This is a genomic window from Microbacterium sp. W4I4, assembly GCF_030816235.1.
In the GTDB taxonomy this organism is placed as follows: domain Bacteria; phylum Actinomycetota; class Actinomycetes; order Actinomycetales; family Microbacteriaceae; genus Microbacterium.
Genome location: NZ_JAUSXT010000001.1, coordinates 3,103,590 through 3,125,824, shown reverse-complemented (window position 1 = coordinate 3,125,824; position 22,235 = coordinate 3,103,590). Strand labels below are relative to the sequence as shown.

Below are 22,235 nucleotides of genomic sequence, written 5' to 3'. Positions count from 1 at the left end.
CGGACAAGCTTACGTTACGCGGCGCCCTGCGCGCGAATCGAAACCGGCCGCCGCTCGAGCCGCATAGAACGTGACATATTACACACCGCCGGATAGGCTCGGAGCATGTCCGACGTCATCGCCGACCTCACCCTCGTCAGCGCCCGCAGCATCGCCGAACGGGTGACCATGTCCGGCGCGATTGCCGAACTGCAGCGCCTGCTCCGGGCGGGCTTCGACCCCGAAGACGACCTGCCGCGCAGCATCCTCGACGTGCCGAACGGACAGCTCCTGCTCATGCCCGCAGCCGCCGACGGCGCCGTCGGCCAGAAGTTCGCCACCGTCGCCCCGGGCAACCCCAGCCACGGGCTCGAGCGCATCCAGGCGCTGTACATCCTGCTCGACGGCGACACCCTCGCCCCCACCGCCATCCTCGACGGCACCGCGCTGACAAGCCTGCGCACTCCCGCAGTGTCGGCATCCGTCGTCGATCTGCTCGCCGAGCCGGATGCCGGCGACCTGGTCGTCTTCGGAACCGGGCCGCAGGCCGTACGGCACGTCGAGGCGCTCCAGGCGATCCGTCCGCTCCGCACCGTCCGACTCATCGGCCGTGACCAGGACCGCACCCGGCAGGCCGTGGAAGCCGCTCGCGCCATCGCGCCGGATGCGCAGATCATGGCCGGAACGCCGGAAGACGTGCGCACGGCCGACCTGATCGTCTGCGCGACCACGGCATCCGAGCCGCTGTTCGCCGCATCCGACGCCCGCGACGATGCGACGATCGTCGCGATCGGCTCGCACGAACCCACGAAAGCCGAGATCCATCCCGACCTCGTCGGCCGCTCGCAGGTCGTCGTCGAGAGCCGTCGCGTCGCGCTGGCCGAAGCGGGCGACGTGATCCGTGCCATCGGCACCGGCTCCCTGCAGGAGACCGACCTGGTCACCATGCACGAGCTGTTCACCGGTGCCGTCGCGCCAGCGACCGCCCGCCCCCGCATCGTGAAGACCTGCGGCATGGGCTGGCAGGACCTCGCCGTCGCCCGACTCGTCATCTGAGACACGGAGCCATCTGAAACCCTGAAGGAGCCTCATGCGCTGGAGCACCGAGGACTGGCACACCGCCGGCGAGCCGTTCCGCATCGTGCAGGACGTGCCCACGCACGGCGCCACGGTCGCCGAGCGACGAGTGAATGCCATGAACGGCGAAGCCGACGGCATCCGCCGCTTCCTCTGCCTGGAACCGCGCGGCCACGACGACATGTACGGCGGCTTCATCACCCCGCCCGACGACGCCGGCGCCGACTTCGGCGTGCTGTTCTGGCACAAGGACGGCTTCTCCACCGCCTGCGGGCACGGCACGATCGCGCTCGGCGCGTGGGCGGTGCGCACGGGACGCGTGACCTCGGACCCCGACGGCGAAACGGTCGTGACCATCGACGTGCCCAGCGGACGCGTGCAGGCCCGCGTGCGGCGGAGCGGCGGACGCATCGAGGACATCGTCTTCCGCAACGTCGAGTCCCGCGTGCTCGAGCGCGGCATCCCGCTGCACACCTCTCGCGGCGACGTCACCGTCGACCTGGTGTTCGGCGGCGCCGTCTACGCCACCCTCCCGGCATCCGCCGTCGGCCTCGAAGTGATTCCGGAGCACACCACCGAACTCATCGCGATCGGCCGCGAGATCAAATGGGCGCTGAACGAGCATCCGTCGGCCCAACTGTCGGATGCCCGCCTCAGCGGCGTCTACGGCACCACCCTGTTCGACGACCTCGGCCGCACCGCGACCGGCCCGCACCAGCGCAACGTCACCGTCTTCGCCGACGGCGAGGTCGACCGCAGCCCCTGCGGCTCAGGCACCGCCGCCCGCGTGGCGCTGCTGGCGGCAACCGGCGAACTCGCCGACGACGAGCAGCTTACCCATGACTCGATCATCGACACGCGCTTCCACGCGCGGATCGCGGAGCGCACGGTCGCCGGCGTCATCCCCGAGATCACCGGCAACGCCTACCGGGTCGGATCCTCGACCTTCGAGCTCGACGAGGGCGACCCCCTCCCCGACGGCTTCAGCCTGCGCTGAGCTGCGCTGAACCGTGCCCGCGGGGCGCACGCCTCCGCCGCGGAGAACTGCGCTTCGCGCGGGCGGATACCAAGAATCGATCCGCGCGAAGCGCACATCTCCGCGCGAAGCGCGCCTCAGAACACGAACCCCTCAGGAAACGGGTCGTTCTCGTCGAGCAGGTACTGGCCGAGCCCGGTCACCCAGGCGCGGCCAGTGATCGTGGGGATGACGGCCGGGCGGTCGCCGACGGTGGTCTCCCCCACGAGCGTGCCGGTGAACTCGGTGCCGATGAACGACTCGTTCACGAAAGGGGTGTCCAGCGCGAGCTCTCCCCGGGCGTGCAGTTCGGCCATCCGGGCACTGGTGCCGGTGCCGCACGGCGAGCGATCGAACCATCCCGGGTGGATCGCCATCGCATGCCTCGAGCGCACGGCATCCGATCCGGGGGCGATGAACTCCACGTGATGCACATGGTTCGCACCCTCGAGCGTCGGATGCACGGGCGGTTCCTGCTCGTTGATCGCGTCCATGATCCGCAGGCCGACCTCCAGGATCTCCGCCTGACGGGTCCGGTCGAACGGCAGGCCGACCTGTTCCAGGTCGACCAGCGCGTAGTAGTTGCCGCCGAAGGCGACCGAGTACGTGATCTCACCCAAGCCCGGAACATCGATCCGCGAATCGAGACGATCCACGAAGCTCGGGACGTTCTCGATGGTCACGTCGACCGCGCGCCCGTCCTCCACCCGCACCCGGGCGATGACGAGCCCGGCCGGCACGTCGAGACGGATCTCGGTGACCGGCTCGGTCACCTCCACCATCCCGGTCTCCACGAGCACGGTCGCCACGCCGATCGTGCCGTGACCGCACATCGGCAGGAACCCGGATGCCTCAATGAAGACGACACCCCAGTCGGCGTCATCACGAGCCGGCGGCTGCAGCAGCGCGCCGGACATCGCCGCATGACCGCGCGGCTCGTTCATCAGGAACCCGCGCAGCCCGTCCAGGTGCTCCATGGCATACAGCCGCCGGTCGTTCATGGTCGCGCCGGGGATGCGGCCGACGCCGCCGGTGACGACGCGCGTCGGCATCCCCTCGGTGTGGGAGTCGACGGCCTGAATGGTCCGGCGAGCACGCATCAGCAGCCTCCTGTAGAGAGAGATGGGAGGGGATGCCGCAGACCGGCATCCCCTCCCTGAATCATCACATGCGTCACGCGACCGCGGCCGGCCGCGCGGCCAGTGCCGCGAGCGCCCGCTCGGTGTCTGCGGTGACCTGGGCGCGCTGCTCGTCGCTGAGCGGGCCGCGCGGCGGACGAGTCGGGCCGCCGTAGGAGTTGCCGCAGATGTCCATCGACAGCTTGATCGCCTGCACGAATTCGGTGCGCGAGTCCCAACGGAACACCGCGACGAGCTGCTCGTACAGCGCCTTCGCCTCATGCCAATCGCCGTTCGCGAGCAGGTTGTACAGCTCGACGGCCTCGCGCGGGAAGGCGTTCGGGTAGCCGGCGAACCAGCCCACCGCGCCGTTGACCATCAGTTCGAAGAGCACGTCGTCGGCGCCGGCGATAATGTCGATGTCGCACAGCTCCTTGATCTCGTAGACGCGGCGCACGTCCCCGGAGAACTCCTTGATCGCGACGACCTCGGGGATCGCGGCGAGCCTCGCGACGAAGGAGGGCACCAGGTCGACCTTGGTGTCGAAGGGGTTGTTGTAGGCCATGATCGGCATGCCGACCTTGGCGACCTCCTCGTAGTGCGCGATGACCTCGCGCTCGTTGGCGCGGTAGATCGTCGGCGGCAGCAGCAGCACGCCGTCGGCGCCGTCCTCGCGGGCGTACTCCGCCCACTGGCGGGCCTGGTGACTGCCGACGCCGTGCACGCCGGCGATAACGATGCCGCGCCCGTCGACGGCCTCGACGGCGACCTTGATCACCTGGCGGCGCTCCTCGTCGCTCAGCGACGAGTACTCGCCCAGCGAGCCGTTCGGGCCGACGCCGCGGCATCCGTTGGACATCAGGAAGTCGACGTGCTCGCCGAACTTGTCGTAATCGACGGCGAGACCTGCCGGTGCCGACGCGTCTTCCTTGAACGCGAGGGTGGTGGCGACGACGACGCCGCCCAGGTCCATGTTCTTCTCGGTCATTGCTTGCTCTCTTCTCCGGTGGTGGGTGGGATGCGGTGCGCGGCGAGTTCGCCGATGCGCACCGAGGACAGGACAGGTCGACGGTCGAAGCCGGATGCCGCGCCGATGATGTCCTCGACGCTGCGGCCGCACGTGCGGCCCTGGCAGGGGCCGAGGCCGGCTCGGGTGGCGAGTCGCATGCCTCGCGAAGAGGCGTCGGCGTACTCGGCGATCGCGCCGCGGGTGGCGGCTTCGCAGCGGCAGACGATCGTGTCGTCATCGAGCCAGGCGGTCCAGCCGGGGCGGATGCTGTGGGTCGCCAGCCGCTCGGTGAAGGCGCGCATCCGGCGGCGGGCGGTCAGCGGGGCCCGGTAGCGCAGGTCGGCGGCGGGGACTCCCGCGGCGGCGAGGCCGGCGATCTCGCCCTCGGCGAGCGCGGCGTCCGCTCCGCCGATCCCGGTGATCTCGCCGGCGGCGTGCACTCCCGGGATGCTGGTGAGCTGCTGCGAGTCGACGCGCACGAAACGGTCCCCGCCGTTTCGGGCACCCGTGATCTCGCAGCCGAACTGGATCGCGGCCTCCAGGCGCGGGGTGAAGCCGTGGCCGAGGGCGACCGAATCGCATTCGACGATGCGCTCGGTGCCCGGGATGGGACGCCAGTCGCGGTCGATGTGCTGCACGGTGACGGCCTCGACGGAGCTGCCGCCGTGGATGCGCGTGACCGCGCTGCCCAGACGGTACGGGGTGCGGTGCCGGGCGAGCGTGGCGAGGTAGGAGCCGAGTTCGCCCGCTTTACCGGCGGCCGCGATCATCTGCCAGGGGCGGCGACCCCAGCCGCGCATGATCGTTCCGGCAGATGCCGCCTCCACGACCTCGACGACCTCGCCGCCGAGCAGGGCGACGCTCTGCGCCACGGGGAGCAGGAAAGGCCCGGCCCCGGCGACCACCGTGCGGGTGCCGAGGGCCACGCCGTCGCGCTTGGCGAGCGCCTGCACGGCTCCGGCCGAGGTGACCCCGGGCAGGGTCCAGCCGGGCACCGGCAGCACGCGGTCGTGTGCGCCCGGGGCGAGCACCACGGCATCCGCCTCCAGAGTCTCTCCACGACGCCGCGCGGCATCGACGGGCCCGACCAGCGCGTGTACCCGGAGAGGCGTCCCGGGCTCGACGCGCCAGACGCTCGCCGAGGTCACCACGCGCACGTCCTCGAGCGCCTCCTGCAGGGCGGAGAAGCGGGTCAGCTGGTGCTGCAGGCGCGGGTCGGTGAAGGCCGGGTGATGGCGCCAGAACTGGCCGCCCACGCGCTCGCCCTCGTCGAGGACGACCACGTCGGCTCCCGCTTGAGAGGCGGATGCCGCGGCAGCGAGCCCCGCGGGGCCCGCACCGATAACGACCACGCGCGTCATGCCCGCACCTCCCGCTCGACGACATCGCCCTCGCAGGCGGTGCGCTGGCAGGCCCGGACGCCCTCGACTCCGTTGACGGTCACGACGCAGTCCTGGCAGATGCCGATGCCGCAGAAGATGCCGCGCTCGGCACCGGCCGCGGTGCGCCAGGTGCGACGACCGTTCGCGAGCAGGACGCCGCCGATGCTCTGTCCGTCGCGCCCTTCGAGCGCTTCGCCGTCGAAGCTGATCCGGATGCTCATGCCGCGCCTCCCTCGCGCTGACGACGTCCAGGTCGCACTTTGTGCCGCTGTGTCGCCCCGCTCCCCCGTCCAGGTCGCACTTTGTGCCGCTGTTCGCTGGATATAGCGGCATCCGTTGCGACCTGGACGGTGGGATCCGCACCCGAAACGGCATCGGCCGCGACCTGGACGGCCGGTCGGACGAGAGCCCGGATGCCGACGACCACGGTCGCACTCACAGTCGCGCTCATGCGGGCACCCCCTGCCCATTCGCACCCTGCCCATCAGCACCCTGCCCATCCGCACCCTGCAGGGTCGACCTGGAGGGCAGGAACGGCGTCGGGTCGAGCGGGGCCGGTGTGCCCAGCACGGCGTGCGCGATGAGCGCCCCGGTGGTGGGTGCCAGGCCGATGCCGGCACCCTCGTGACCGGCCGCGTGGAACAGCCCGTCGATGCGGGCATCCGCACCGATCGCCGGCAGGTGATCCGGCGCGTAGGGGCGGAAGCCGAAGTACGTGCGCAGCAGCATGGTGTCGCGGAGGAACGGGAACAGCCGGGTGGCCTTGTCGGCGATCTCGGCCAGGGGCTCCAGGAGCCCGTCCTCGGAGAACCCGACGCGCTCACGGCTCGACCCGATCAGCACCGTGCCGCCGGGAGTGGATTCCACGACCGTGGAGGTCTGCAGCGCGGCATCCCCAGAGCCGACCGCTCCGACGTAGTCGGCGTCGTACACCTTGTGGAACACGCGCTGCGGCATGGGCACGGTGACGAGGATGGTGCCGCGGCGAGGACGGATGTCGAGCACCGAGCCGAACAGCGCGGCCGCATCGCCCGCCCACGGGCCTGCGCAGTTGACGACGACGTCGGCATCGATGCGTCCGCCGGTGGTCTGCACGCCGCGCACCCGGCCGGCGTCCACGATGCCGAAGGTCGCCTCGGTGATGCGCAGCTGCGCACCCAGGTGGCGGGCGCGGGCGAGCATGGCCTGAGTTGCGAGGCTGGGCTGCACCTGGGCGTCGTCGGGGTAGTGCACACCGAGCGCGACCTCCGGAGACAGGTGCGGTTCGGCGGCGCGCAGTGCGTGGTCGTCGAGCGGTTCGGCACGGATGCCGATCCCGCGCTGTTCGGCGGCGAACTCTTCCAGCACCTCGGCCCCACCCGGGAAGGCGACGACGATGCCGCCCTTCGCCTCGAACTCGGTGGCGGGCTGTCCAGGCACGCGATCCTCGTCCAGCCTCGACGCGAGCTCGCGCCAGGCGCGGTTGGCTTCGATGGCCATCAGCGCCTCGGCACCGGGCTCCTTGTCGGAGACGAGGATGTTGCCCTCGCAGCGACTGGAGGTCTCCCCGGCCACGCCGGTGCGGTCAAGCACGATCACCTCGGCGCCGGCTTCGGTGAGGGCGAGTGCGCAGGCGGCGCCGACCGCACCCGCGCCGATCACGATGATCCGCATCCGCTCCCCCCTCGCTCTCCTCCGAGGCTCCGATCCTCGGCGACGTATGTACCGTGTGACATATTACTCTACCGATGACGGCTACGGAAGCCCACCGGACCGAGGGCGCACCGCGAGGTGCACCCTCGTCGACTCAGCCGCCGAGATACGCGTCGATCACGCGAGCGTCCGCGGCGAGCTCGGCCGCCGGCCCGTCCATCGTGGCCTGCCCGGTCTCGACGACGTACGCCCGGTCGGCGATCTTCAGCGCGGCACGGGCGTTCTGCTCCACGAGCAGCACCGTCGTGCCCTGTGCGTTGACCGCCTGGATCGTCTCCATCACCTGCTTGACCACGAGCGGCGCCAGTCCCATCGACGGCTCGTCCAGCAGCAGCAGCTTCGGTCCGCCGATGATGGCGCGGCCGATGGCGACCATCTGCTGCTCGCCGCCGGAGAGCGTGCCGCCCTGCTGCTTGCGGCGCTCGGCGAGGCGGGGCATCAGCTGGTACACCTGGTCGATCCGCTGCGCGATCAGCTTCGGATCCTTCACCGTGTACCCACCCAGCAGGAGGTTGTCGTGCACGGTCATGGTGGAGAAGATCCGGCGCCCCTCTGGCACGTGGATCAGGCCCGCCGCGACGATGTCCCAGGGCTTCGCCGTGGTGAGGTCCATGTCTCCCCAGCGCACGGTGCCGGTCTTCGGCCTGACCAGCCCCGAGAGCATGTTCATCGTGGTGGACTTGCCCGCGCCGTTGTTGCCGAGCAGGCACACGATCTCGCCCTCGCGCACCTCGAAGCTCAGTTCGCGCAGCGCGTGCACTCGCCCGTAGTAGACGTCGGCGGCGTCGACGGTCAGCGTGCTCATCAGCGCTTCTCCTTGCGGGTCGGGTCGAGCAGCGACAGATCCACGGTTCCGGTCTGCAGCTTGGTCTCATCCAACGGCTCGTCCTCGACTCCGAGGTAGGCCTCGATGACGATCGGGTCGTTCTTGATCTGCTCGGGGCTGCCCTCGGCGATCTCCTTGCCGTAGTTGAGCACCACGATCCGTTCGGCGAGCTCCATGATCAGGCCCATGTCGTGCTCGATCAGCACCACCGCGACGCCGAGGTCGCGGATGCGGCGGATCAGCTGCATGAGCGCCTGCTTCTCATTGAAGTTCAGTCCGGCGGCGGGCTCGTCCAGCAGCAGCATCTTGGGCGCGGTGGCGAGCGCTCGCGCGATCTCCACCCGGCGCTGCTCGCCGTACGGCAGCTGCGTGACGTAGAGGTTCTCGTCACCCGTGAAGCCGACGAAATCCAACCAGCCCCGCGCCTGCTCGGCGCACTCCTCCTCGGCGCGGCGGTAGCCAGGGGTGTGCAGCAGCGTCGCCCAGAATCCTTCGCGCAGGTTCGCGTGCATGGCGGTCTTGACGTTGTCGAGCACGCTCAGCTCGCGGAACAGCCGCAGGTTCTGGAACGTGCGCGCCATGCCCCACTTGGTCACCCGCGAGGGCAGCACCCGGTAGAAGCCGAAGCTCTGCAGCATGTCGACCAGGCGCAGCGTGCGCAGCACGGGTGGCGCCTGGCGCACGATGTCCTTGCCGTCGAAGACGACCGAACCGGATGTGGGCAGGTAGAACCCCGAGATGCAGTTGAATGCGCTGGTCTTGCCGGCCCCGTTCGGTCCGATGACGGCCAGGATCTCCCCGGACTCCACGGTGAAGCTCAGCCCATCGACGGCTTTGACGCCGCCGAACTGCAGACGCAGGTCCTTCACCTCCAGCAGCGCGCTCATCGGGTCTCCTCCCCTTCCACGGTCTCGAGATCCTCGTTGGCTGTGGGCGACGGCACGGCCATGAACCCGGCCGTGGGCGGCGGCACCGGCCTGTGCTTCTTCAGCCAGGGCAGGATCGCCGTGGACGGCCACAGTCCCGACGGGCGGAACAGCATGACGACCACGAGCAGCACGCCGAAGATGAGGAAGCGCCACTCCGAGAAGTCACGCAGCAGCTCCGGCGCGAGCGACACGAACAGGGCACCGATGATGACGCCGGGCGTCGACCCCATGCCGCCGAGCACCACGGCCATCAGGATCAGCGCCGAGTACAGGAACTGGAAGCTGTTCGGGCTGATGGCCGACAGGTGGGTGGCCATCAGCTGACCGGCGATGCCGGCCCAGACGGCCCCGATGATGTAGGCGGTGATCTTGGCGATGTAGGTGTTGATGCCCATCGCCTCGGCCGCGTCCTCGTCATCGCGCACGGCCTTCCAGGCCCGTCCGAGGCGCCCCTTCGCGAGGCGGCCGGCGCCGATGACGCCGACCAGAACGACCACGATCGCGACGAAGTAGTAGAACACCACACGGCCGGGGAACTCCAGCCCGAAGAGCGAGAACCCGTCGTCGAAGCTCCAGCCCCCGAAGCTCCAGGACGGGATGCCGTGGATACCCGAGGGTCCGCCCGTGATCTCGAGGTTGTTGGCGGTGATGCGGATGATCTCGCCGAAGCCGAGCGTCACGATCGCCAGATAGTCGCTGCGCAATCGCAGGGTCGGGGCGCCGATGATGATGCCAGCCAGGATGCAGGCGAGCACCGTCGCCGGCAACGCGGCCCACATCGGCCAGCCGAGCACGGTGGTGAAGATGCCCGACGTGTAGGCGCCGACGGCGAAGAAGGCGATGTAGCCGAGGTCGAGCAGGCCGGCGTAGCCGACGACGACGTTCAGCCCCATCGCCAGCATGATGTAGATCAGCGCGGTGGTGGCGATCGAGATCGTGTACCGGGAGGCGTCCAGGAACGGCAGCACGGCGAGGATCACGATGCACAGCCCACCCAGGGCCCGCAGGAATCCGCGGTTGGAGTCGAAGATGCCGGCGGGCGCCGCCGCACGGTCGAACAGAGGGGACGGCGCACGCAGCGCCGCGTCGCGGGTCAGTGAAGATCGAGAGAGTGCAGAGCGGGACATGTCACATCCTCTCTACGACGCGGGCACCGAGGATGCCGGTCGGTTTGAACGTGAGGAACAGGATGAGGAAGGCGAACGAGAACACGTCCCGCCATTCGCCGCCGAACCAGGCCGACCCGAAGGATTCCAGCAGCCCCAGCAGCAGTCCGCCGAGCATGGCGCCGTACAGGTTGCCGATTCCGCCGATCACCGCCGCGGTGAACGCCTTCAATCCGATGATGAAGCCCATCAGGAAGTCGATCGAGCCGTAGTACGCGCCGGCCATCACCCCCGCCGCTCCCGCGAGTGCCGATCCGATGAAGAAGACGGTGGCGATCACGCGGTTCACGTTGACGCCCATCAGCTGCGCACCCTGCGGGTCGAGGGCGATGGCTCGCATCGCCCGCCCCTGACGGGTGCGCTCGACGATGTGCGCCAGCACGAGCATGAGGGCCGCGGCGATCACGACCAGCACGATCTGGGCGGCGGTGATGCGCATGCCCGCGAAGTCGAACCCGGAGGACTCGAGTCGCACGGGGAACGCCTCGGGGTTGGGGCCGAATATCTGCCGCACCGCGTACTCCAGAGTGAAGGAGACGCCGATCGCGGTGATCAGCACTGCCAACCGGGGGCTCTTGCGCAGCGGCCGGTAGGCGATGCGCTCGATGCCGACGCCGATCAGACCGGTCGTGACCATCGAGAGCAGCATGATCACCAGCAGCAGCGGGATCGAGGACTCGTTCGAGATCCCGAATGCCGAGAGGGTCGCGAAGCCGGCGAAGGCGCCGAGCATGTAGATGTCGCCGTGTGCGAAGTTCAGCAGCTTGATGATCCCGTAGACCATGCTGTACCCGAGGGCGACGAGGGCGTAGAACGAGCCGACGATCAGGCCGTTCCAGATGAGTTGCATCACTGCGGATGTCCTTCCGCGTCGAGGGAGACGCCGACCGGCGGGGCGACTCGCGCCGCCCCGCCTTTCGGATCAGCCCTGAAGGTCGTCCTTGAGGACGAAGTTGCCGGTCGCCGGATCGATCCCGACGATCACGAACCCACCGCCGGACAGGGTGTGATCCTTCGTGAAGGTCAGCGGACCGGCGAAGGTCTTGAAGTCCTTCAGGCCCTCGAGAGCCGAGACGACCTTGTCGAAGTCTGTGCTCTTGGCATCCGTCATCGCCTGGGCGACCACGCGCACGGCGTCGTAGGACTGCGTCGAGTACGGGCCGGGCTTTCCGCCGGCGAGCTTCTCGTAGTCGGCGATCCAGGTGTCCGCGCCCGTGATCATGTCCGGCGTCTGCGTGAAAGTCCCGAGGACATGCTCGGTGTAGCCCTTGCCTGCGATCTCGGCGAACTTGGCGTCCACCGAGCCGTCGCCGACGAGGAAGGCGCCCTCGTAACCGGCATCCGTCGCCTGACGGACGATCAGGCCGCCCTCCTGGTAGTAGCCGGTCCAGTACACGAGGTCGGGCTTCTCGGATGCGAGCTGCGTCGCCACTGAGGAGTAGTCGTTCTCACCCGGGGTGACGGTGGCCTTGAGCTTCACGTCCAGCCCCGCTGCCGCGGCCTGGTCGGCGAAGGACTTCGCCAGGTCGGCCGAGTACGAGGTGGCGTCGTCGATCACGCCGACGACGGTCGCGCCGCTCTTCTGGGCATAGGCGACGGCGGCCTGGGCCTGCTGGGTTCCGGTTCCGTTGATGAGGAAGACACCGGGGAGCTTCTGGCTGACCAGCTCATTGGAGTTGGCGGCCGGGATGACCATCGGCACGCCCGCCTCATCGAAGATCGGCAGCGTCGGCAGTGTGGCGCCGGAGCAGTAGCCGCCGACGGATGCCACGATGCCGGCCGTCACGAGCTTGTTGGCAGCAGCGACCGCGGTGGTCGCATCGCACGCGCCGTCCTCGACGAGCAGCTCGAGGTCGCGGCCGTTCACGCCGCCGTCGGCGTTGATCTCGTCGACGGCGAGCTGAGCGCCGTTCTTCATGTAGTCGCCGAAGGCGGACTCGCTGCCCGAGAACGGAGCGAGCATGCCGATCTTGATGGGGCCGTCGCTGTTTCCGGAGTCACCGCCATCGCCTCCGGCGAGGCCGCCCGAGCAGCCCGCAGTGATGATGATCGCGCCGATGGCTGCGGCGATGGAAAGTGCGCGCCGGATGCGCGGGGTTCGGGTATGCATGTCGGGTCCTCCAGAATGCGTCGTTGCATGAGCACTGAATAGCACGTGACACATTACTCACCTGCGGCGTCGAGCGGAACCTTCGAGACCGATCCGTGATGGTCGGGTCTGCTCAGTCCTCGCCCTGGCCGCTCCACACGCCGCCGACGTGCGTGATGTGCCGACGCATGAGCGCCACGGCATCCTCGCCCCGATCGGCCACCAGCAGGTCGACGAGCTCAGCGTGCTCGAGTGAGGTGGACACCAGCGCGTCGGTCGAGGCGAGCTGCACGAGTCCGACCAGCCTCGTCTGCTGGCGGAGTTCGCGCACGGTCTCGACGAGCTTGGAGTTGCCCGTGCACGCCAGGATGCGCAGGTGGAATTCGGTGTCGGCCGCCAGGTACTCGTCGAACTTCGCGGTGCGCGCTGCAGCCACGATGCGGTCGGCGATCGTCCGCAGCTCCGCCACGGTCGGCTCGTCGAGCGTGCCGGCGACGACCGCCATCGGCGGGGCCTCCAGCAGCATCCGCACCTCGCTCAGCTCCCGCAGCTCGTCGGGCGACACCTCGGTCACCTCGAAGCCGCGGTTGCGGATGGGGCGCAGGAATCCGCGACGGGCGAGATTGAGCATCGCCTCGCGCACCGGGGTCGCGCTGACGCCGAAGTCGCTCGCGAGGGTGGGCACGGTGAGCACCTGTCCGGCCGGGATCTCGCCCGAGATGATCCGGGATGCGAGCTGGCTCTCCACCTGCTCGCGCAGGCTCTCAGCGGGCGAGAGCAGCGTGCCGAAGGTGCTCACGACTCACCGCGATGATGCTTGGTCATGCGTCATATGGTACCCACGCATTCCTTCACCACGCTGAGGCTGTGTCCGCGTGAGTCCGCAGAATCTCCTCGGTGGTGCCGACGGGCGCCCGGCCGATGCCGCACTCGGTGGCGATGCCGAATCCGTCGAGAACGGCGGATGCTGCCGCAATCCGCCGCCGGGCGCCCTCGACGCCGTCCTCGCGATGCACGACCCCGAGATACAGCTCGCCCACCGGCGTCAGCCCGGACAGCGGGGCGAAGTAGGCCTCATCGTCGCGCTCGATGGGCACGGGGAGGTGCAGCCAGGTGAGGTCGCGGGCGGATGCCGTCATCACGGCGTTCGCGAACCGGACCAGTGTCGCGGTGTCGGTCGGCTCGATGAAGTGCCTCTCGCCTGCGTCGCCGTAGCAGAGGTGCACGCCGACCTCGACGTCGGACGGGACGGCGTCGATCAGCGCGGCGAGTCGGTCGACCAGCCCGTCGAAGGGGTCGCCGGGCCACCAGGCATCCATCGTCCTGCCGTAGCCGGCCGCTCGCTCGATGATGCCCATCTCGCTGGCGACGTCCCACTGGATCGCCAGGTCCGCCGCCGGGATCTCGGCGAGGATGCGATCCAGCTCCCGCCGCAGCGCGGCGGTGTAGACGGGTTCGATGGCCGCGCGGTCGTCACCGGCGAAGAACGACGAGATCACGGCGACGGGCGTCGGCAGCGAGACCTGGAAGCGGATGCCGTCGGCGATCGCACCGGCATCCTGCAGCCTCCGGAAGATCGCGTACGAGTCGATCGCGGCATCCGCGTAGCCGAGGGCGGGCAGCTCGATCGCCGCCGCATCCGCGCCCTCCGCGATGCGCAGCGGACGAGCGTCCAGATCGCGCAGCCAGCGCGGCTCGTCGCCGACGCGCTCGATGCCCTCCGCCTGCCCCAGCACGTCGGGCTGGAACATGATCCAGTGGAACCGCTTGCCGACCTCGCCGTCGGGGATGCGGCGCAGTCGTCCGCCGAGCATCGCGGATGCCGTGCGCATGGTCTTCTCGGCGTCGTCGTAGTTCACGCTGCCGACGAGCAGTGCACCCTGGGGCTGAGTCATGCGTCCAGACTATCCAGGCGGTCGACACGGCCAGGACGGCTCGACTGTCGGATGCCGCGGATAGCCTTGCAGCATGGCCACCACCCGTAAACCTGCACCGCCTGCGTTCGTCTGCACCGAGTGCGGGTGGACCGCGGCGAAGTGGGTCGGCCGCTGCGGCGAGTGCCAGCAGTGGGGCACCGTGCAGGAGGTGTCCGTGCGCACGGGCATCGTCCGGCAGACGGATGCCGTCGCTCCAGCCGCGAGCCGCGCGGCTCGACCCATCACGCAGATCACCACGGCCGACGCCCCGCGGCGCACCAGCGGGGTCGGCGAGTTCGACCGCGTGCTCGGCGGCGGCATCGTGCCCGGCGCGGCCATCCTGCTCAGCGGCGAGCCGGGCGTCGGCAAGTCGACGCTGCTGCTGGAGGTGGCTGCCGCCACGGCGAAGTCGGGCCGCCGGGTCCTGTACGCCAGCGCCGAGGAATCCCCCGCGCAGGTGCGACTGCGGGCCGAGCGCACGGGCGCGCTGCACGACGAGCTGTATCTCGCCAGCGAGACCGACCTGGCCACGATCCTCGGCCACATCGACGAGGTCAAGCCCGATCTGGTGATCGTGGACTCCGTGCAGACCGTGGCATCCGGTCTCATCGACGGCGCCGCCGGCCAGCCGAGCCAGGTGCGCGAAGTGGCGGCGACCCTGATCCGCATCGCGAAGGATCGGGGCCTGCCCGTGATCATCGTCGGCCACGTCACCAAAGACGGCCAGGTGGCGGGCCCCCGGGTGCTCGAGCACCTGGTCGACGTCGTCTGCCACTTCGAGGGCGACCGGCAGACCGCGCTGCGCTTCATCCGCGCGCTGAAGAACCGATTCGGTCCGACGGACGAGGTCGGCTGCTTCGAGATGACCGGAACCGGCATCGCCGAGGTGCCCGATCCCAGCGGATTGTTCCTCTCCCAGGGGGCCGCAGAGCCCGGCACCTGCGTCGCGATCGCGATGGAGGGCAGGCGGGCACTGCCCGTCGAGGTGCAGGCGCTGACCATCGAGACGAACGCGCCGAACCCGCGCCGCGTGGTGAACGGGCTTGACTCGTCGCGTGTGGCGATGGTGCTGGCCGTCCTCGAACGGCGGGCCGGCATCGCCACCTCCAAGCTCGACGTGTACGTCTCCACTGTCGGGGGCGTGCGCTTCACCGAGCCCGCCGCCGATCTGGCCATCGCGATCGCGGTGGCGGGCTCGATCCGGCAGTGGTCGGTGCCGCGCACGATCGCAGCGGTGGGCGAACTGTCACTGGCGGGCGAGATCCGCCCGGTCACGCAGGCCGCCCAGCGACGCAGCGAAGCCGCACGGCTGGGCTACCGGCGGGTGGTGGATGAACGGGCGAAGACGCTGCGGGACGCCCTCAGCGACGTGCGCTCGCAGAAAGGCGAAGGGCGGCGCCCGGCACAGATCTCCGCTCCGTCGCGCGAGCGCGCGGAGCTCGACGTCCCGCCGTTCTGATCCCTCAGATCTCGAGAGCGGCCAGCAGGTCGCCCGGAGCCGCCTGCATGGGGTGCGGGCCGGCGATGTCCAGGAACACCGTCGTGATCGTGTCGCGGTGCGTGGTCAGGAACGACTTCAGCCACAACGGAGAGTAGATCCCGACGCCCGGCGGCAGGTTGGCCGGCTTGTTCTTCGCATCACTGAACAGCAGCAGTGCGAGCTCTCCGGTGTTCGCGTCGCGGTAGGTCCACACCTCGCCGCCATCGAGCGGATTGTCGCGGGGGCCGGGCTTGACGAGCGGGACGATCGTGTTGCCATTGCGCAGCGCGAGTGCGACTGCTGCCATGTCCTGCTTCTCGAGAGCCTGAGCCAGCGCCTCGACGCGGAAATCCTGGGGTGCGGGGCGCTTCGCGCCCGCCCTCTTCTTAGCCATGTCTCCAGCTTAAAGAGTGGGGCCCTCTCGAATCGTCCAGTGGGGACTGGAGAATACGAAAGGGCCCTCGAGGTTCTCACGCGGTGAGTGTCGAAGCGCTGGGGACGCTTGATTCGACACCACTGGGGATGGCTTCACCGCAATATCCGGAGAACTCTTTCCATGGTATCCCAAAATACTGGTTTGTGACACCTGAAACCGTCTCCGAACAGGTTCAGCGCAGGATGATCTGTCGTGAGCCGACGCTGTCGAAGCCGCCGATCGACACCGCCACATGGTACGAAGCCCCGCCGCCCGGTGCGCGTGCGCGATGCTTCTCCCCACAGGTCTCCACCGAGGAGCGGGTTCGGTCCCACACGACGGGGGTCGCGCTGGTCACCGACGCACCCGCTTTGAGGGTGACGATCATGTCGCTCGGGTCGGTCTGGCAGTCGGTGGAGCGCCACCACACGTCGCCGCCGCTGGTCACCGTGTACTTCTGGGTGGAGGAACCGACGTTGAGGGTGCAGTCCACGGCGCTCTTGCTGGTGAGGCGGATGGAGAGCTGCGGCAGCTTGCCGGCAGCGTAGGTCTCGGCATCCGTCACTGCCGTGACGTCGACGTCGGCCTGCTCGCAGGCGACGATCGCGGGCGTCCCGGACGGATCAGGGCTCGGTGTGTCCGTGGGTGCTGTGCTCGTCGTTCCCGGCGTCGGGGTCGCGGAATCAGCGACGGCGGGTGGGGTCGTAGCGACGGGCGGCGCGGATGCCGTCGACTTCCACGGCTGCGCGATCGCCAGCCAGGCGCCGCCCGCGACCACGGCGATCAGCAGGGCGATGATGAAGACGACGAGCAGTCTCCGTCGGCGATACACGGCGGCGGACTGACGAGGCATGACTCCAGGCTAATTCAGGTGCTTGATCATCCTGGTGTTGCCGAGCGTGTTCGGCTTGACGTGCGCCAGATCCAGGAACTCCTCGACGCCGGCGTCACCGCTGCGCAGCAGTTGCGAATACACGTCGGCATCGACGATGTGCTCACCGATCGGCTCGAATCCGCGGCGGATGAAGAAGGCGGTCTCGAAGGTGAGGCAGAACAGGCGCGTGAGGCCGAGCTGTGCGGCGCGCACCTCCAGCCCTTCGACGAGGGCCCGGCCGACGCCGTGGTGCAGGTGATCCTCGCGGACGAGCAGCGTGCGCACCTCGCCGAGGTCTTCCCACATGACGTGCAGGGCTCCGCATCCGATCAGTTCACCGTCCACTTCGGCGACGACGAACTCCTGAACCGCGCCGTACAGCACGGCGAGATCCTTGCCGAGCAGGATGCGGCGATCGACCAGCGGCTCAAGAAGTCTGTGGATGCCGGTGATGTCGGCGGTGCGCGCCGGTCGGATGATGTACTCGCTCACATCGTCCAGCCTAGAACGCTCACCCGCGCTTGCCGGGAATGAAGAAGAGGCGGATGCCGCAGCATCCGCCCCCTCGTTCGCCGTTGTCAGATCAGCTGGCCGCGAGATCCGGCGTGGCCGAGATGCCGCCGCCGGTGTTCACACCGACGGACACCTTCTCGCCGCGCGGGGCGTGCTCGAAGTCGAACTTGCCGTCGACGACGTCGACCTTCACGTGATCGCCGGCGTCGAGCTGACCGTGCAGGATGCGCTCGGAGAGCTGATCCTCGATCTCGCGCTGCATGGCGCGGCGCAGCGGACGGGCGCCGAGCGTCGGATCGAAGCCGATGTCGATGAGCTTGTCCTTCGCGGCATCCGACAGCTCGATCGTCATGTCACGGTCGAGCAGGCGGTCGCCCAGCTGCTTGGTGAACAGGCCCACGATCTGGCGGAGCTCGCTCTTGTCCAGCTGCGGGAACACGATGATGTCATCGAGACGGTTCAGGAACTCGGGCTTGAAGTGGCGCTTGAGCTCCTCGTCGACCTTGCCCTTCATCCGCTCGTAGGTGGTCTGCGAGTTGCCCTCCACCTGGAAGCCGACCGGGCCACCGGCGATCGCCGACGAACCGAGGTTCGTCGTCATGATGATCACGGTGTTCTTGAAGTCGACGATGCGTCCCTGACCATCGGTCAGACGACCCTCTTCGAGGATCTGCAGCAGCGAGTTGAAGATGTCGGGGTGCGCCTTCTCGATCTCATCGAACAGCACCACCGAGAACGGCTTGCGCCGCACCTTCTCGGTCAGCTGGCCACCCTCTTCGAAGCCGACGAATCCGGGAGGTGCACCGAACAGTCGCGAGACCGTGTGCTTCTCGCCGAACTCGGACATGTCGAGGGAGATGAGGGCTGCCTCGTCGTCGAACAGGAACTCGGCGAGCGCCTTGGCCAGCTCGGTCTTTCCGACGCCGGTCGGGCCGGCGAAGATGAACGAGCCCGACGGGCGCTTCGGGTCCTTCAGACCCGCACGCTGGCGACGGATCGTGCGGGAGAGCGCCGCGATGGCCTCCTCCTGCCCGATGACGCGCTGGTGCAGCGCCTTCTCCATGAACACGAGGCGGCTGGACTCCTCCTCGGTGAGCTTGAAGACCGGGATGCCGGTGGCCTGTGCGAGCACCTCGGCGATCAGACCCTCGTCGACGACTGCCGGGCCCGAGACATCACCCGCACGCCACTTCTTCTCCAGGCGCAGCCGCTCACCGAGCAACTCCTTCTCCTGATCGCGCAGCGATGCGGCCTTCTCGAAGTCCTGCTCCTCGGAGGCTGCTTCCTTGTCCTCGCGGACCTTCGCGATCTTCTCGTCGAACTCGCGCAGCTCCGGCGGGGAGGACAGGATGCTCAGGCGCAGACGCGCGCCGGCCTCATCGATCAGGTCGATTGCCTTGTCGGGCAGGAAGCGGTCGGACACGTACCGGTCGGCGAGGTTCGCCGCGGCCACGAGCGCGCCGTCGGTGATCTGCACCTTGTGGTGCGCCTCGTACCGGTCGCGCAGACCCTTGAGGATGTTGATCGTGTGCGGCAGCGTCGGCTCGTTCACCTGAACGGGCTGGAAGCGGCGCTCGAGAGCGGCATCCTTCTCGAAGTACTTGCGGTACTCGTCGAGGGTCGTCGCACCGATCGTCTGCAGCTCGCCTCGGGCGAGCAGCGGCTTCAGGATGCTGGCCGCGTCGATCGCGCCTTCAGCGGCACCTGCACCCACCAGGGTGTGGATCTCGTCGATGAAGACGATGATGTCGCCGCGGGTGCGGATCTCCTTGGTGACCTTCTTCAGGCGCTCCTCGAAGTCACCGCGGTAGCGGGAACCGGCGATGAGCGAGCCGAGGTCGAGCGAGTAGAGCTGCTTGTCCTTGAGCGTCTCGGGCACGTCGCCCTTGACGATCGCCTGGGCGAGGCCCTCGACGACGGCGGTCTTGCCGACGCCGGGCTCACCGATCAGGACCGGGTTGTTCTTGGAGCGGCGGGACAGGATCTGCATGACCCGCTCCGCCTCCTTCTCGCGGCCGATGACGGGGTCGAGCTTGCCGTCGCGGGCCGCCTGCGTGAGGTTGCGACCGAACTGGTCGAGCACCTGCGAGCCGCCCTGCGCGGACGCCGGGCCCTCGTTCGCCTGCGCGCCGACCGACGCGGTCTCGCGACCGGGGGCGCCGGAGAGCAGCTGAATGACCTGCTGGCGCACCTTGTTCAGGTCGGCGCCGAGCTTGACGAGCACCTGCGCGGCGACGCCCTCACCCTCGCGGATGAGGCCGAGCAGGATGTGCTCCGTGCCGATGTAGTTGTGGCCGAGCTGCAGCGCCTCGCGCAGGCTCAGCTCGAGCACCTTCTTGGCGCGCGGGGTGAAGGGGATGTGCCCGGTCGGCTGCTGCTGACCCTGGCCGATGATGTCCTGCACCTGCTCGCGCACGGCGTCGAGCGAGATGCCCAGGCTCTCGAGGGCCTTGGCTGCGACACCCTCGCCCTCGTGGATGAGGCCGAGCAGGATGTGCTCGGTGCCGATGTAGTTGTGGTTGAGCATCTTCGCCTCTTCTTGGGCGAGGACGACCACTCGACGGGCTCGGTCCGTGAATCTCTCGAACATGCTGTGTCTTCCTTTCGCGCGGGGCGAAGCGGCAGTGGTGCCGTGTACATCGAGAGTAACTACCGGCGAGGGCCGGATCGGCCGTGTTCGCCGTCGGCATACCTCCCTCCCCGGTCATTGAGCGAGCACAGCGAGACGAAATGCGGGTTCCGTTCGCGTTGCTTGTCGAGGGGTCCGGGCTCCGGGATGCCGCTTCGCTCGCAGAGCGGGTTCCCTCCCGCTTCGCGGGCCCCTCCCGATGCTCGCTCACGCGGCATCCCGGAGCCCTCCCCACCCCAAGAGGAACGGTTGACACACATATCGACAGTCGTTATGTTAACGAAAAGCGATAACAACGATTATCGATACGGAGGGGTGGTCATGAAGGCTCAGGAGCGCGCGATCAGCAAGGGCGACGCCGGCGCGATGGCGCTGTTCGTGGCCGCAGGTGTCGTGATCGCGGGGTGGACGATCTGGCACGCGGTCACGCGGATCATCGAACTTGCGGTCGGGCGCGACGTGCGCGTGGCGGTGGAGTTCATCGACGCCCCGGCTCAGGCGCAGCTGCCGAGCGGCTCCTTGCCTGTGCAGCTGGACACGGCATCCGTCACCGTGGACGCACTCGGAACGATGGGAGCCGTCCCCGGCATCATCGGGCAGGTGGCTTTCGCGCTGACGATCACCGGCGTCGTGGCCTGTCTGATCCTGCTGAGCCGCAACCTGCTGCGCGGACGCGTCTTCGGCAAGGTCAACACCCGCATCGTGATGACCGGCGGGATGATCGGGCTGGTCGGCGCGGCAGCATCCCGCTTCTTCGACAACATGCTCGCGAACGCTGCAATGGCACAGTTGACGGACGGTCCGACAGACACGGCGGTGATGTCGATCGAGCCGTTCACGTTCATCCTCGCCGCGTTCGCGTTGTCCGTGATCGGCACCGTGTTCGTCGTCGGCGCGCGCCTGCAGCGCGAAACGGAAGGACTGGTCTGATGCAACTGACCTCGAACGATCTCGCTTCCGGGTTGTCGACGCTTGCACTGTGGCTTGCGATCGCCGGGCTCGTCGTAGGCTTCTCGATCTGGCGCGCCCGCAGGCACGGCAGCAGGACTCTTGCGCTTGATGTGACGCGGAACGCGTCTCTCGCCTATATCGGCCTGGCTGCCTTCGGGGCCGTGATGAGCGCGTTCAGTCAGCTCGCGTCAGGCTCTGTCGCGCTCGACGACGACGTGCGCCAGCGGATCACCGAACAGCAGGACTGGCTGCTGAGCCCTGCATGCGATGCAGACGGCGCCTACCCTGTCGATCCGGAGCCCGTCGGGGGCCCTGAACCGATGATCTACTGTCAGGGGTGGATCGACAACATCCCGCTCGGTCCGCGGCTGGTGATCTACCTGGGGACGCTGCTCGGTCTGGCCGCTTCGGCTGCGATCGCGTGGGCGATCCACACAGCCACGAGAAGGGCAGGAATGCGGGAGCCCTTCCACCCGACCGTGTTCCGGACATTCGGGGTCACATCGATCGCCGTTATGGCAGGCGGGGCGCTGAGTGGAATCGCAACGTCAGTGGGGATGACGCTCGCGGCCCGATCACTGGAGTGGTCCGATGACGTCCAGATACCATTCATGCTCAGCATCCCTGTCTGGCCGTTCGCGGTTGCTGTCGGACTCTTCGCCCTGTCGGCGATCTTCCGATACGGCGCTGTGCTGCAGCGGGAGACGGAGGGGTTGGTATGAGTCCTGCAGAATCGGACGACGAGCTCACCGGCATCCACTGCCGGCTGGACGAGCTGCTCGCCGAGCGCGGGATGACTCTGACCGAGCTGAGCGGGCGCGTGGGAGTGAGCATCGTGAACCTCTCTGTACTGAAGAACGACCGCGCGCGGGCGATCCGGTATTCGACGCTGCGCGCGATCTGCGAGGCGCTCGAGTGCGAGGTCGGCGACCTGTTGGTGCTGAGCTGATGGGCGCCCCCAGCGGCTTCGAATATGCCGAGCGCGCCGACGGCAGCGTCGTCATCTCCCATCACGACCGCAAGGTGACGGTGCTGCGGGGTGCGCGTGCCGCGGAGTTCCTGTCGGATGCCGAGGTCGACCCGCAGGGTGCGATGGCGCGCTGGACCGGCAATTACAAGCGCGGCAACGAGCGCGCAGCGAAACAGCATCCACGCAATCGGGGCTGAGTTGCCCG

General features: G+C 68.6%; 23 protein-coding genes. 7 read left to right on the top strand and 16 right to left on the bottom strand.

The window, feature by feature from the left end; all coding sequences use genetic code 11:
* The first annotated feature begins 105 nt into the window (after positions 1-105).
* Positions 106-1,035: an ornithine cyclodeaminase family protein gene (locus QF046_RS14745; RefSeq protein ID WP_307371204.1), complete on the top strand. Its 930-nt coding sequence runs from the start codon at positions 106-108 to the stop codon at positions 1,033-1,035.
* Between the two features lie 34 nt (positions 1,036-1,069).
* On the top strand, positions 1,070-2,053 hold the full coding sequence (locus tag QF046_RS14740; protein WP_307371203.1) for a proline racemase family protein: 984 nt from the start codon (positions 1,070-1,072) through the stop codon (positions 2,051-2,053).
* A gap of 116 nt (positions 2,054-2,169) precedes the next feature.
* Here the strand turns inward: QF046_RS14740 and QF046_RS14735 are convergent, their stop codons facing one another.
* The 12 genes from QF046_RS14735 to QF046_RS14680 form a co-directional block, all read right to left on the bottom strand.
* The gene (locus tag QF046_RS14735) at positions 2,170-3,171 is read right to left on the bottom strand and encodes a proline racemase family protein (protein WP_307371202.1); all 1,002 of its coding nucleotides are present in this window, start codon (positions 3,169-3,171) and stop codon (positions 2,170-2,172) included.
* A 73-nt stretch (positions 3,172-3,244) separates the two neighbouring features.
* Positions 3,245-4,177, bottom strand: coding sequence for a dihydrodipicolinate synthase family protein (locus QF046_RS14730; protein WP_307371200.1), 933 nt, complete (start codon positions 4,175-4,177; stop codon positions 3,245-3,247).
* The gene (locus tag QF046_RS14725) at positions 4,174-5,559 is read right to left on the bottom strand and encodes an FAD-dependent oxidoreductase (RefSeq protein ID WP_307371198.1); all 1,386 of its coding nucleotides are present in this window, start codon (positions 5,557-5,559) and stop codon (positions 4,174-4,176) included. The genes QF046_RS14730 and QF046_RS14725 overlap by 4 nt, the downstream gene beginning before the upstream one ends.
* Entirely contained in the window at positions 5,556-5,801 is a 246-nt protein-coding gene (locus tag QF046_RS14720) for a (2Fe-2S)-binding protein (RefSeq protein ID WP_307371195.1), read from the bottom strand. The genes QF046_RS14725 and QF046_RS14720 overlap by 4 nt, the downstream gene beginning before the upstream one ends.
* Before the next feature lie 226 nt (positions 5,802-6,027).
* The gene (locus QF046_RS14715) at positions 6,028-7,233 is read right to left on the bottom strand and encodes an FAD-binding oxidoreductase (protein WP_307371192.1); all 1,206 of its coding nucleotides are present in this window, start codon (positions 7,231-7,233) and stop codon (positions 6,028-6,030) included.
* A 133-nt stretch (positions 7,234-7,366) separates the two neighbouring features.
* Positions 7,367-8,080, bottom strand: a complete 714-nt coding sequence (locus QF046_RS14710) for an ABC transporter ATP-binding protein (protein ID WP_373425762.1) — start codon at positions 8,078-8,080, stop codon at positions 7,367-7,369.
* On the bottom strand, positions 8,077-8,985 hold the full coding sequence (locus tag QF046_RS14705) for an ABC transporter ATP-binding protein (protein WP_307371188.1): 909 nt from the start codon (positions 8,983-8,985) through the stop codon (positions 8,077-8,079). Before QF046_RS14705 ends, QF046_RS14710 begins: the two co-directional genes overlap by 4 nt.
* Positions 8,982-10,154, bottom strand: a complete 1,173-nt coding sequence (locus QF046_RS14700; protein ID WP_307371187.1) for a branched-chain amino acid ABC transporter permease — start codon at positions 10,152-10,154, stop codon at positions 8,982-8,984. The genes QF046_RS14705 and QF046_RS14700 overlap by 4 nt, the downstream gene beginning before the upstream one ends.
* 1 nt (position 10,155) lies before the next feature.
* Positions 10,156-11,043, bottom strand: coding sequence for a branched-chain amino acid ABC transporter permease (locus QF046_RS14695; protein ID WP_307372873.1), 888 nt, complete (start codon positions 11,041-11,043; stop codon positions 10,156-10,158).
* A 72-nt stretch (positions 11,044-11,115) separates the two neighbouring features.
* A complete protein-coding gene (locus QF046_RS14690) occupies positions 11,116-12,303 on the bottom strand; it encodes a branched-chain amino acid ABC transporter substrate-binding protein (RefSeq protein ID WP_307371185.1) in 1,188 nt (395 codons plus the stop codon).
* 112 nt (positions 12,304-12,415) lie between these two features.
* On the bottom strand, positions 12,416-13,081 hold the full coding sequence (locus QF046_RS14685; protein ID WP_307371183.1) for a GntR family transcriptional regulator: 666 nt from the start codon (positions 13,079-13,081) through the stop codon (positions 12,416-12,418).
* Between the two features lie 52 nt (positions 13,082-13,133).
* On the bottom strand, positions 13,134-14,177 hold the full coding sequence (locus QF046_RS14680; RefSeq protein WP_307371182.1) for a hypothetical protein: 1,044 nt from the start codon (positions 14,175-14,177) through the stop codon (positions 13,134-13,136).
* Positions 14,178-14,250: 73 nt separating this feature from the next.
* On the opposite strand from QF046_RS14680, the gene radA reads away from it, so the two are divergent.
* Positions 14,251-15,657 carry a DNA repair protein RadA gene (gene radA, locus QF046_RS14675; RefSeq protein ID WP_307371181.1) on the top strand — a complete coding sequence of 469 codons (1,407 nt, stop codon included), beginning with the start codon at positions 14,251-14,253 and terminating at the stop codon, positions 15,655-15,657.
* A 4-nt stretch (positions 15,658-15,661) separates the two neighbouring features.
* Here the strand turns inward: radA and QF046_RS14670 are convergent, their stop codons facing one another.
* The 4 genes from QF046_RS14670 to QF046_RS14655 all read right to left on the bottom strand — a co-directional run bounded on the left by QF046_RS14670 (position 15,662) and on the right by QF046_RS14655 (position 20,070).
* The gene (locus tag QF046_RS14670; protein ID WP_307371179.1) at positions 15,662-16,072 is read right to left on the bottom strand and encodes a dehydrogenase; all 411 of its coding nucleotides are present in this window, start codon (positions 16,070-16,072) and stop codon (positions 15,662-15,664) included.
* 214 nt (positions 16,073-16,286) lie between these two features.
* A complete protein-coding gene (locus QF046_RS14665; protein WP_307371177.1) occupies positions 16,287-16,946 on the bottom strand; it encodes a hypothetical protein in 660 nt (219 codons plus the stop codon).
* Positions 16,947-16,955: 9 nt separating this feature from the next.
* A complete protein-coding gene (locus QF046_RS14660) occupies positions 16,956-17,459 on the bottom strand; it encodes an amino-acid N-acetyltransferase (RefSeq protein ID WP_307371175.1) in 504 nt (167 codons plus the stop codon).
* Between the two features lie 91 nt (positions 17,460-17,550).
* On the bottom strand, positions 17,551-20,070 hold the full coding sequence (locus QF046_RS14655) for an ATP-dependent Clp protease ATP-binding subunit (protein WP_307371173.1): 2,520 nt from the start codon (positions 20,068-20,070) through the stop codon (positions 17,551-17,553).
* 360 nt (positions 20,071-20,430) lie between these two features.
* On the opposite strand from QF046_RS14655, the gene QF046_RS14650 reads away from it, so the two are divergent.
* Genes QF046_RS14650 through QF046_RS14635 form a run of 4 tightly spaced genes read left to right on the top strand, consistent with a single transcriptional unit; the run spans position 20,431 to position 22,227 of the window.
* Positions 20,431-21,039 (top strand): DUF2975 domain-containing protein, encoded by a 609-nt coding sequence (locus QF046_RS14650; protein WP_307371171.1) that lies wholly within the window; start codon positions 20,431-20,433, stop codon positions 21,037-21,039.
* Positions 21,039-21,782, top strand: a complete 744-nt coding sequence (locus QF046_RS14645; RefSeq protein ID WP_307371169.1) for a hypothetical protein — start codon at positions 21,039-21,041, stop codon at positions 21,780-21,782. Before QF046_RS14650 ends, QF046_RS14645 begins: the two co-directional genes overlap by 1 nt.
* Entirely contained in the window at positions 21,779-22,009 is a 231-nt protein-coding gene (locus QF046_RS14640) for a helix-turn-helix transcriptional regulator (protein ID WP_307371167.1), read from the top strand. Before QF046_RS14645 ends, QF046_RS14640 begins: the two co-directional genes overlap by 4 nt.
* Entirely contained in the window at positions 22,009-22,227 is a 219-nt protein-coding gene (locus QF046_RS14635) for a hypothetical protein (RefSeq protein WP_307371164.1), read from the top strand. The genes QF046_RS14640 and QF046_RS14635 overlap by 1 nt, the downstream gene beginning before the upstream one ends.
* Positions 22,228-22,235 lie beyond the last annotated feature (8 nt).